Origin of the sequence: Pseudorhodoplanes sp. (assembly GCF_046289595.1) — a bacterium.
In the GTDB taxonomy this organism is placed as follows: Bacteria; Pseudomonadota; Alphaproteobacteria; order Rhizobiales; family Xanthobacteraceae; genus Pseudorhodoplanes.
Window position 1 is genome coordinate 1 of sequence record NZ_JBKBVB010000147.1, and the last position, 9,926, is coordinate 9,926.

The window sequence follows — 9,926 nt, forward strand, 5'->3', positions numbered from 1 at the left end:
CTGATCTGCGGTTGCGCGGGGGGTAGGTGGTGAATTTGCCCCTCCCTTGTTGGGTGAGGTTGGGGGTTTCCCCGTTCGCCCACCAGACCGGCGTCGAATAGGAGCCTTCGCCGAAACTGATGCGCTGCGCCGGCCCGCCGGTGGACGGCATGATGTAGATCTGCTGCGAGCCGCCGCGGTCGGATTCGAAGCAGATCTGCGCGCCATCCGGCGAATAGGACGGCGCGGTGTCGATCGCCGGCGACTGCGTCAGGCGCGTCGTGGCGCGCGAGCGCAGGTCCATCACGAACAGGTTGGAATTGGAGCCCTGCTGCAGGCTCATGATCACGCGCTGGCCGTCGGGCGAGAACCGCGGCGCGAAGGTCATGCCGGGGAAATTGCCGACGATCTCGCGCTGGTTGGTCTCGATATTGAGCAGGAAGACCCGCGGTTCGCCCTGCCCGAACGACATATAGGTGATCTCCTGCGTCGAGGGCGAGAAGCGCGGCGTCAGCACCAGATCGTCGCCGCGCGTCAGGTACCGGATATTGGCGCCGTCCTGATCCATGATGGCGAGGCGCTTGACCCTGCGGTCCTTGGGGCCGCTCTCGTCGACGAAGACGATGCGGGTGTCGAAATAGCCCTTCTCGCCGGTGAGCCGTTCGTAGATCGCATCCGAGATGATATGGGCGATGCGCCGCCAGTTTTCCGGCGTCGTGGTATATTGCTGGCCGGCCTGCTGCACGCCGCCGAACACATCGTAAAGCCGGAACCGCGCATGCAGCCGCCCGTCGCCCTGGCGCACCACGCTGCCCGCCACCAGCGCCTGGGCCTTGATCGCGCGCCAGTCGGGATAATTCGGCGGCACATCCGCGCCCCGCAGCTTTTCGATGAAGGCGGCCGGATCGATCGGCGCGAACAGGCCCGAGCGCCGCAGGTTATTGGTGACGATGGCCGACACGTTGCGCGCGGTCTCCGGGTCGGCGGCATTGCCGAAAAAGTCCGGGATCGCGATCGGCATCGGCTGGAAATTGCCTTCGGTGATCTGCAGGCGCACCTGGCTTGCCGCCTCGCGCAGGCCGAAGGCGGATGCCGCGCCGAGCGCGCCCGCGCCGAGCAACAGCGCGCGGCGACGGGTCAGGCCGGAAGTTCGATCGGTTTTCGTGTCCATGGCGGTTTCAGTTTCCGAACATTGTGCGCTCATCGAACTCGAGTTCGATCTCGCGCCACATCGCGTAGGTTTCTTGCCGCAGCATGTTGAAGGGAGCGCTCACACGGATCGCACGCAGCACGCTGTCGCGGTACGCTTCATAGGCCGGTCCGTTGCCGCGTGTTCTCACCTGAGGATCTGACGCCAGCCGGCCGTCGGGTGTGAGCCGAATAACCACCTCGATCACGATCTTCTCCGCCAACGGCGGCACCAGCCAGTTTTGCCGCAGCCGCGCGCGCAGCGCATCGAGTTCGCTCATGGAGAGCGTCGGCGCGCTCCCGGTCGGAATGCCGAGCGACGCGGTCGAATTCAGGGTGTCGCCGGTCGCGGCCTGACGCCGCGGATCGCGCTTGTCGAGCAGGGAGGCAATGCGCTGCGGATTGAATTCCGGCTGCTTCTTCGGCGCCGGCTTTTTCGGCGGCGTCGGCACCGGTTTCTGCGCCTGCTTCTTCTGCTCTTCCTTTTTCTTCTGCTCGTCCTTCTTCAGCGCTTCGGCGATCGGATCGACCTGCGGCTCAGGCTTGGGCTCAGGCTTGGGCTCAGGTTTGGCGGCGGCTTCCGCCGGCCTGGGAGGCTCCGGTTTGGGCTGCGGCTTGGACTCGGTCTTCTCCACCGGCTTGGGCGGCGGCTGCTCGTCGCGCGCGGCCTGCAATTCCTTCTTGTCGGAGATCTGGGCGGTGTGGTCCTCGACCTGCTTCTGCTCGCCCTGTTTTTCGGCCAGAGGCTTCGGCGCCTCCTGCAGCTTGGCGGTCTTTGAGCCCGCGGTGAGCTGGCTGAACTCGGTCGGCGTGATGATGTCGACCGGCAGCGACTCCGCCTGCATCGACTCCAGCGGGCTCGCGCTGAAGGTCGCCAGCGCCCACGCCAGAACCGACGCATGCGCGATACTCGATATGGCGAGCCCCGTTCTCATCGCTCGAAGGTCACGTCCCCTGCTCGACCTCGGTGACCAGCGCCACGCGGCGGAAACCCGCCGCCGACAGCCGCCCCATCACCCGCATCACTGTACCGTAATTCACGTTCTTGTCGCCCCGCACATAGATCCGCTCGTCGGCGCCGCCGCGGGCTTCGGTGATCGCTTTCAGCTTGGGAACCAGTTCCTCGACCTTGATCTCCGAATTCATCAGGTAGACTTCGCCCTTGGTGTTGACCGTCACCGTCAGCGGCTCCTTGTCCTGGTCCAGGCTCTTGGCCTGGGTCTGCGGCAGATCGATCTGCACGCCGACGGTGAGCAGCGGCGCCGACACCATGAAGATGATGAGCAGCACCAGCATCACGTCGACCATCGGCGTGACATTGATTTCGGACATGACCGGCTTGCGCCGATGCCGCCGCCGGCCCTGGACGCCTTCGCCGCCGCCGCCACCCATGCCCATCGATCAGCCCCCGCGCTCGTCGATCTGACGTGACAGGATGGCCGAGAATTCGTCGGCGAAGCCCTCCAGCCGGTGTGCCTGCTTGTTCACCTCGGCCACGAACTTGTTATAGAAAATCGTCGCGGGAATGGCGGCAACAAGGCCGATCGCGGTGGCGAACAGGGCTTCGGCGATGCCCGGCGCCACCACAGCAAGCGAGGTGTTCTTCGAGGCGGCGATCGACTGGAAGCTGTTCATGATACCCCAGACGGTGCCGAACAGGCCGATGAAGGGCGCCGCGGAACCGACCGTCGCCAGCACCAGCAGCCGCCGCTCGAGGCGGTCGATCTCGCGCGTGATGGTCACGTCCATCACCTTGTCGATCCGGGTCTGCAGGCCGGCAAAGGACCGCGCGTGACCTTCGAAGCTGCGCTTCCATTCGCGCATCGCCGCCACGAACAGGGCCGCCATCGAATGCGTCGGCCTCGCCGACAGCGTGCGATACAGCTCCTCAAGCGACTGGCCGGACCAGAAGGCCTGTTCGAACCGGTCCATGGCGCTCTTGGTGCGCCGGAACAGAAAATATTTGTCGATGGCGATCGCCCAGACCCAGACCGAGGCGACAAGCAGCCCGATCATCACCGCCTTGACGACCCAGTGCGCTTGCCAGAACAGGCCGAGCATCGAAAGATCTGGCGAGACATGCACGTCCATTGGGTCATCTCTCCGGTGCCTTGCGGCACGCGTCTGCAGCGGACCGGCCAAGCGCGGCGCGCCAAGCCGGGTCAAATCGGGAAGTCGGGACGCGCCCGCGCGTCCGCGGCACGCATGATCCGATTGTCACGAGGTCTGCGCCGTCCCACCCGGCAGGTCGACGAAATCCCCGTGAAACTTGGCCAAACTAGGGCGCGTCCCGGCCTCCCACTCTCCTAACCAGCGCCCATTGTGGTTAAAACTTGGTTACGTCCAGACGACGAAAATGCGCGTTCCTGCCGCCGTGCCTGACCCCTGCCCGATTCGGAAAGAGCCATGGACCATCTCGCTTCACGCCGGCATGTTCATCACCGTGCACCTGATTTTCCTGCTGGTGCTGTTCTCGGGCGGCTGGTCGGATCGGATGACGCGGCCGCTCTCCTTTCTCTGCGCTCTCTTTATCGCCGCTGATGATCGTGATCGTGTTGAAGTCGCTGATCGAATTGCGCGACTGGGCGCCATGGCAGATGCAGTGGAAAACCTCGGTGAATAAACGGGCGGTGACATTCGGCAATGACGCATTGGCGCCGCAATAGTCCGCCGGAACGGGAAAGAAAAAGCCCGCCGGATGATCTTCCGGCGGGCGTTCCAAAGACTGTTGCGGGACGCGAGCGTATTACGCTCGTGTTACGCTTGGGGCGATTCCGGCGACGGCGGCGTGACGTCTTGGCGGCCGCGGCGCTGCGCCATGAACTGATCGAACTCGGCCTTGTCCTTGGCCTCGCGCAGACGGACCAGGAATTCCTGGAACTCGCGCTGCTCGTCCTCGAGCCGGCGCAGGGTCTCGGCGCGATACTCATCGAACGCGCGATTGCCGGACGAGGGCGGCGCCCAGAAGCCGCCGCCACCGCTGCCACCGCCGCCCTGCATGCGCTCGCGCATGCGATCCATCTTCTCTTGCATGCGGGTCATTTTGCCCTGCCAGCGTTCCATGCCGTAGCGACTGCAAGCCATCCGACCGCTCCATACCGTGAAGGCCAGAAGGGCGAGACCGATCGGCCACCACACGATGAAGCCGAGCACCGTCAGGAGAATCCAGGCGCCCCGGCCGTGTTCGTCAATCTTGTCCGTGAGTGTCATCGCGTTCATCGCATCCCTCATGGCTCAGATGTGAATGTTAATAACATTCACATAGCGGTGCCCCGGCTGTCCGTCAAGACTTGCGCTTCACGTCTGCGTCATTTTCGGCCCGATCAACAAACCCGGGCTCACCGCCCGGTGCAGACATGGGGCTCACCGCCCGTGCAGGCCAAGGCCACTCAGATAGACAAGGACTCCCGCTTCCAAAAGATCCTCCGCCGACATTGGCAGAGCGCGCTGCGATCCGTCGCCGCGCGCGAACAGCGACGCAATGCCGTGCGATAGCGCCCAGATGTGCAGCGCCATCATCAGCGCCGGCGGCCGCTTGCCCTGCGGCAAAAGCGCCGACAGCGCCTCGCAGGCGTTACGGACGACGGCAAAGGCACGGTCGCCGGCCGCACGCAGTTCCGGGCTGGCATTGGGCGGTATTCCGGCCTCGAACATGGCGGAATAGAAGGCGGGCTCCGACCGCGCGAAAGCGAGATACGCTTTTCCAAGCCGCTCGAAGGCCTGTTGCGGCGCAGGCTTGCCGTCGTCCCAGGCTTTCGCCAGCTGATCGGCAAAGGCTTCGAAGCCGCGCCGCGCCACATCGGACAGCAGTTCGTCGCGGTCACGATAGTGCCGGTAGGGCGCCGCCGGACTGACCCCCGCCCAGCGTGCGGCATCGGCGAAGGTGAAGCCTGCCGGTCCCTTCTCCGCGATCAGGTCGAGCGCGGCCCGCACCAGGGCTTCCTTCAGATTGCCATGGTGATAGCCGCGATCCGTGCCGCGTTTCCAGCTCATGTGAAGCGGCTTAACATGCGGCGGCATGCGGCGCCAATTCGGAAGACGGCGGTCGGCCAGCGATCAGGCTCTCGCCGCGTCCTGATCGGCTTTCATCGCGATCCGCAACGGCTTCGGGATCGGCTTCGCCCGCCCGCCGGAGATGAAGGCGACCCGGACATCGGCCTGCACCAGCAATTCTTCGCCGCGCATCACCCGCTGGCGGATGGTGACGGAAGCCCCCTTCACCTCGTTCGGCTCGCTGATCACCGTGAGGATATCGTCCATCCGTGCGGGTTTCAGGAAGTCCAGCGTCATCGACCGCACCACGAAGGCAAAGCCCGGCGCCTCGTCTGCGGTCTGCTCGAACAGCACGCGGTGATCGGCGCCGATCAGCCGCAGATAGTTGGTGCGCCCGCGCTCCATGTAGCGCAGGTAATTGGCGTGATAGACGATGCCGGTGAAGTCGGTGTCCTCGTAATAGACGCGCACGATGAAGGTGTGGCGCCCGTCACGCAGTTCGCCGTCGAGGGGAACGGATGTCATAACCCAGCGTCGCTCGCTTGCGGAAGCGCGCGTTATACCAATCTTCCCGGCGATACCAACCTCAAGGCGCGGGACGCGGTTGTCCGGCCTGCTCCACGACCGGGTCGAGCCGGTACAAAAATCCCTCCGCAGCATCCGTGATGACGTAGAGCAAACCGTCCGGGCCGATCCGAACGTCGCGGATGCGCCCGATTTCTTCATGCAGCAGCCGCGTCTCGCGCCAGCCTTCGCCGTCATGCTCGAGCCGCAGCAACGCCTCGCCGGCCAGCGCGCCGACCCACAGGATCGGCACGGCGCCGGCGCTGTCGATCGCAAGGCCGGACGGCGCCTGTGCCGGCGGCTCGCCGAACACATGTTCGGGCTGCTCCATGCCCTCCTGCGCCGTGCCGCCGGGCATCGGCGTTCCGTCATACCCGATGCCGTGGCCAATCACCGGCCAGCCGTAATTGCGGCCGGGCCGGATCAGATTCAGTTCATCGCCGCCCTGCGGGCCATGCTCAACCGCGTAGAGGTCGCCGCGCGCCTCATCGAACGCAAGACCCTGCGCGTTGCGATGGCCAAGGCTCCATATTTCCGGCCTGGCATCCTTGCGCCCGGCGAACGGATTGTCGGGCGGCACGCTGCCATCGGTGCGGATGCGGATGACCTTGCCGAGATGATTGTCGAGATGCTGCGCCCGATCCTGCTCCCAGCGGTCGCCGACGGTGAGGAACAGATAGCCGTCCGGCGTGACCGCGAGCCGGCCGCCATATTGCTCGTCCCGCGCGGCCGCGCTGCTGTCGAACAGCGTGGTCCGGGCTTCGAGCCGCCGCAAATCGCGGCTCAGCCGCGCGCGCATCACGCGCAGCGAGGACCGCGTCCGGTCGCCATGAACATAGGAGACATAGATCAGCCGGTTGCTTGCGAAGTCGGGATCGACGGCGACGTCCAGCAATCCGGCCAGCCCGCCCGTGAAGATTGGCGGCAGGCCGGTCACGTCGCGCACCAGCCCGTCCGGCGTCACCCGCTGCAACCGGCCGGTGCGCTCGGTCAGCAGCAGCGACCGATCCGGCAGAAAGGCGATCGACCATGGGAACTCGAACGGGCCGGCAATCCGCACCGGTTCGATCTGCACCGCCCTCGTCTCGGCCTCGTCGACCTGCGCGGCGCTGCGCGCCTGCGCAGGCGACGAAAGTACAGCCGCGCAGAACGCGAATGCCGCAACCCGCCGCACATGTCCGCGCAGCCGGTGTCCTGTTCCCCTTGTCTGCATACCCGTGCCACCCCGCATCTCGTGGACGAATAAACGCTGTAGCGCGTTGAATCGTGCGCTCGATTCCGCACGTGCGACAATTCGCGGCAATGACCGGACGGAGCCGGACGAGCCCTTCACTCCTCCTGACCGAACAGCCCGAATTGCGCGGGATCGCGCGCCGGTTCGGCCAGCCCGAGATGACGGAACGCGTGCCCGGTCAAGAGGCGGCCGCGCGGGGTGCGCTGCACGAAGCCCTTCTGGATCAGGAACGGCTCGATGATGTCCTCGATCGCATCGCGCGGCTCGGACAGCGCGGCCGCGATGGTCTCGACCCCGACCGGCCCGCCGCCATAGTTGAGCGCGATGGTCGTGAGATAGCGGCGATCCATGGCGTCAAGTCCCGCGCCATCGACCTCGAGTGCACCGAGCGCCGTGTCGGCCACCGCGCGGTCGATCGCGGCATTGCCCTGCACATCGGCGAAATCGCGCAACCGCCGCAGGAGACGGCCGGCAATGCGCGGCGTGCCCCGCGCCCGCCGCGCAATCTCGTTGGCGCCGTCCTTGGTAATGGCCACACCGAGAACGCGCGCGCCGCGGGTGACGATCTGCTCGAGTTCCGCCTCGGTATAGAAATCGAGCCGCACCGGAATGCCGAAACGGTCGCGCAGCGGATTGGTGAGCAGACCCGCCCGCGTGGTCGCGCCGACCAGCGTGAATTTCGACAATTCGATCTTCACCGAACGCGCCGCCGGCCCCTCGCCGATGATCAGGTCGAGCTGGAAGTCCTCCATCGCCGGGTAAAGGATTTCCTCGACCTGCGGATTGAGGCGATGGATCTCGTCGATGAACAGCACGTCGCGCTCTTCGAGATTGGTCAGCAGCGCCGCGAGATCGCCGGCCTTTGAAATCACCGGACCGGATGTGGCGCGGAAATTCACGCCCAGTTCACGGGCGACGATCTGCGCCAGCGTTGTCTTGCCCAATCCCGGAGGACCGACAAACAGCACATGGTCGAGCGCCTCGCCCCGCGCCCGTGCCGCCTTGATGAAGACTTCGAGATTGGCGCGCGCCTTCTCCTGCCCGATGAACTCGGAAAGCTTCTGCGGACGCAGCGAGGCGTCGGCGAGATCGTCGTCGCGGCGCTCGGCGGAGACAAGGCGCGTCGCGTTCACTTCTTGCCCCGCCAGTATTTGTTCGGCAGCAATTCGGAGATCGACATCACCGACGGCTCCGGGCCGTTCGGCACGATCACCCGCGCCTTCGGATCGTAATCGTGGATCAGTTCGCGGCAGGAGCCGCAGGGCGACACCACCTTGATGGTCTGGTCTTCCTCATGCGGGCGCGGATGGCGCACCGCGACAATGGTGTCGATCCCCTGATCGCCGGCTTCCGTGATCGAACGTCCGATCGCGATCGCTTCCGCGCACACCGCCATCCGCCCGAGATAGGCGTCGATATTGACGCCCGTGATGATGCGGCCGTCGCGGGTGCGCATCGCGGCGCCGACCTCCTGCCACTCGTTGCGATAGCGCGTCTTGATCGCCTCAATCGCGGCGGCGATCAGTTCCTTGTCTTTTTCGGTCAGGCTCGACACGCTTCCACCTTACTCGCTACTTCGAAAGTTCCTTCAGTCCGAACCGGATCAGTTTCGCGGTGTCGGCGCCCTCGCCCGCTTCCCGCGCCGCCGACGCAATCGCCGCGGCCGCCTGCGGCTGACCATAGCCGAGATTGACCAGCGCGGAGACCGCATCGCGCACCGGCTGCGGCGCGCGGTTCTCGTCGACGTCCGCTGAGAGCCGCACCACCGCAGGATCGATGTCGCTCAAGGCCGGCGTCCTGTCCTTCAGTTCGGTGACGATGCGCTCGGCCACTTTCGCGCCGACACCCGGTGTCCGCGCAATCGCCGCCTTGTCGCGCAACGCAATCGCATTCGCAAGCTCGGAGGGGCGCAGCGTCGACAGCACCGCAAGCGCCACTTTCGCCCCCACCCCCTGCACCGTCTGCAGCAGCCGGAACCATTCCCGTTCCAGATCGCTGGCAAAGCCGAACAGCCGGATCTGGTCCTCGCGGACATGGGTCTCGATCGACAGCGTGGCAGGCTCGCCCGCAGCCGGCAGCGATTGCAGCGTGCGCGCGGAGCAATGCACCTGATAGCCGACGCCGTGGACGTCGACGATCACGTAATCTTCACCATAGGAATCGATAACGCCTTTGAGCTTGCCAATCATTGCCGGGTCGGGTGCGAATCGTGCCCTTCCATTAGAGCACGGATTTCCTCACCCTCAGGACGGTTTCATGACCGATTTCGCGGCGCTTTTCAAAGAACCCTGGTCGAAGCTCGACCCGGATACCGCGGCGATCCTGAACCGCATCTACACCACGGCCGGCGCCGAGGCGCCGATCTTCACCCGCACACCGCAGGGCGCCCGCGACCTGATCAACCGGTTTCTGCCGTTCTATGTGTCAGCCGGGGCGCCCGCCATTGCGCATGTCGCGGAACGCCGCATTCCCGCCGCGAGCGGCGACATCCGGATCCGGCTCTATCACGACAATGTCGCCGCACCCGCACCGGCCATCGTGTTCCTGCATGGCGGTGGCTTCGTGACCTGCGATATCGATGTCTATGACGGCGTCGCGCGCCAGCTTGCGAAACGATCCGGCCTGCGGGTGGTCAGCGTGGATTATGGCCTTGCGCCGGAGCATCCGTTTCCGGTCCCGCTCGACGATTGCATTGCCGCGATCCGCTGGGTGACGGCCCATGGCGCGGAATGGGGCATCGACCCTGCGCGGATCGCCGTTGCCGGCGACTCGGCTGGCGGCAATCTGGCGCTCGCGGCAACGATCGCGCTGCGCGACGCCGGGAATTCTCCGGTGCGCGGAGCTGCCCTGATCTACGGTTGCTACGCGCCGGACCTCGACACCGTGTCCGGCACGGCCTATGGCGGCGGGCCGTACCTGATCTCCAGTCCGGAAATGGCGTGGTACTGGGATCACTATCTGCCGAACG

At 65.6% G+C, this 9,926-nt stretch carries 13 protein-coding genes; 1 reads left to right on the forward strand and 12 read right to left on the reverse strand.

What is annotated here, in order from left to right; all coding sequences use genetic code 11:
* From tolB to ruvA, 12 genes are all read right to left on the reverse strand, one after another.
* The coding region (gene tolB, locus ACK41X_RS20940; RefSeq protein WP_409727381.1) for a Tol-Pal system beta propeller repeat protein TolB at window positions 1–1,150 on the reverse strand (1,150 nt) is incomplete at its 3' end.
* Window positions 1,151–1,157: 7 nt separating this feature from the next.
* The gene (locus tag ACK41X_RS20945) at window positions 1,158–2,102 is read right to left on the reverse strand and encodes a protein TolA (RefSeq protein ID WP_409727384.1); all 945 of its coding nucleotides are present in this window, start codon (window positions 2,100–2,102) and stop codon (window positions 1,158–1,160) included.
* Between the two features lie 10 nt (window positions 2,103–2,112).
* On the reverse strand, window positions 2,113–2,565 hold the full coding sequence (tolR, locus tag ACK41X_RS20950; RefSeq protein ID WP_409727387.1) for a protein TolR: 453 nt from the start codon (window positions 2,563–2,565) through the stop codon (window positions 2,113–2,115).
* 3 nt (window positions 2,566–2,568) lie between these two features.
* Window positions 2,569–3,258 (reverse strand): protein TolQ, encoded by a 690-nt coding sequence (gene tolQ / locus ACK41X_RS20955; protein ID WP_409727389.1) that lies wholly within the window; start codon window positions 3,256–3,258, stop codon window positions 2,569–2,571.
* A gap of 235 nt (window positions 3,259–3,493) precedes the next feature.
* A complete protein-coding gene (locus ACK41X_RS20960) occupies window positions 3,494–3,889 on the reverse strand; it encodes a hypothetical protein (protein WP_409727392.1) in 396 nt (131 codons plus the stop codon).
* Window positions 3,890–3,924: 35 nt separating this feature from the next.
* Window positions 3,925–4,377: a DUF2852 domain-containing protein gene (locus tag ACK41X_RS20965; protein WP_409727412.1), complete on the reverse strand. Its 453-nt coding sequence runs from the start codon at window positions 4,375–4,377 to the stop codon at window positions 3,925–3,927.
* Between the two features lie 153 nt (window positions 4,378–4,530).
* On the reverse strand, window positions 4,531–5,160 hold the full coding sequence (locus ACK41X_RS20970; RefSeq protein WP_409727395.1) for a TetR/AcrR family transcriptional regulator: 630 nt from the start codon (window positions 5,158–5,160) through the stop codon (window positions 4,531–4,533).
* A 63-nt stretch (window positions 5,161–5,223) separates the two neighbouring features.
* Complete coding sequence (ybgC, locus tag ACK41X_RS20975; protein WP_409727398.1) at window positions 5,224–5,685, reverse strand: tol-pal system-associated acyl-CoA thioesterase; 462 nt, start codon at window positions 5,683–5,685, stop codon at window positions 5,224–5,226.
* Window positions 5,686–5,746: 61 nt separating this feature from the next.
* Window positions 5,747–6,937 (reverse strand): PQQ-dependent sugar dehydrogenase, encoded by a 1,191-nt coding sequence (locus tag ACK41X_RS20980; protein ID WP_409727401.1) that lies wholly within the window; start codon window positions 6,935–6,937, stop codon window positions 5,747–5,749.
* A 116-nt stretch (window positions 6,938–7,053) separates the two neighbouring features.
* Complete coding sequence (gene ruvB / locus ACK41X_RS20985; RefSeq protein WP_409727404.1) at window positions 7,054–8,091, reverse strand: Holliday junction branch migration DNA helicase RuvB; 1,038 nt, start codon at window positions 8,089–8,091, stop codon at window positions 7,054–7,056.
* On the reverse strand, window positions 8,088–8,504 hold the full coding sequence (locus ACK41X_RS20990) for a cytidine deaminase (RefSeq protein WP_409727415.1): 417 nt from the start codon (window positions 8,502–8,504) through the stop codon (window positions 8,088–8,090). The genes ruvB and ACK41X_RS20990 overlap by 4 nt, the downstream gene beginning before the upstream one ends.
* Before the next feature lie 25 nt (window positions 8,505–8,529).
* A complete protein-coding gene (ruvA, locus tag ACK41X_RS20995; RefSeq protein ID WP_409727406.1) occupies window positions 8,530–9,147 on the reverse strand; it encodes a Holliday junction branch migration protein RuvA in 618 nt (205 codons plus the stop codon).
* A gap of 67 nt (window positions 9,148–9,214) precedes the next feature.
* Between ruvA and ACK41X_RS21000 the strand changes: the two genes are divergently transcribed.
* Window positions 9,215–9,926 (forward strand): alpha/beta hydrolase (locus ACK41X_RS21000; protein ID WP_409727409.1); only part of this gene is annotated, 712 nt, incomplete at its 3' end.

Excerpts from the sequence above, each read along its gene's own strand:
- ACK41X_RS20945 (WP_409727384.1), bottom strand. The coding sequence starts at position 2,102 with ATGAGAACGGGGCTCGCCATATCGAGTATCGCGCATGCGTCGGTTCTG.
- tolR (WP_409727387.1), bottom strand. The coding sequence starts at position 2,565 with ATGGGCATGGGTGGCGGCGGCGGCGAAGGCGTCCAGGGCCGGCGGCGG.
- tolQ (WP_409727389.1), bottom strand. The coding sequence starts at position 3,258 with ATGGACGTGCATGTCTCGCCAGATCTTTCGATGCTCGGCCTGTTCTGG.
- ACK41X_RS20965 (WP_409727412.1), bottom strand. The coding sequence starts at position 4,377 with ATGACACTCACGGACAAGATTGACGAACACGGCCGGGGCGCCTGGATT.
- ACK41X_RS20970 (WP_409727395.1), bottom strand. The coding sequence starts at position 5,160 with ATGAGCTGGAAACGCGGCACGGATCGCGGCTATCACCATGGCAATCTG.
- ybgC (WP_409727398.1), bottom strand. The coding sequence starts at position 5,685 with ATGACATCCGTTCCCCTCGACGGCGAACTGCGTGACGGGCGCCACACC.
- ACK41X_RS20980 (WP_409727401.1), bottom strand. The coding sequence starts at position 6,937 with ATGCAGACAAGGGGAACAGGACACCGGCTGCGCGGACATGTGCGGCGG.
- ruvA (WP_409727406.1), bottom strand. The coding sequence starts at position 9,147 with ATGATTGGCAAGCTCAAAGGCGTTATCGATTCCTATGGTGAAGATTAC.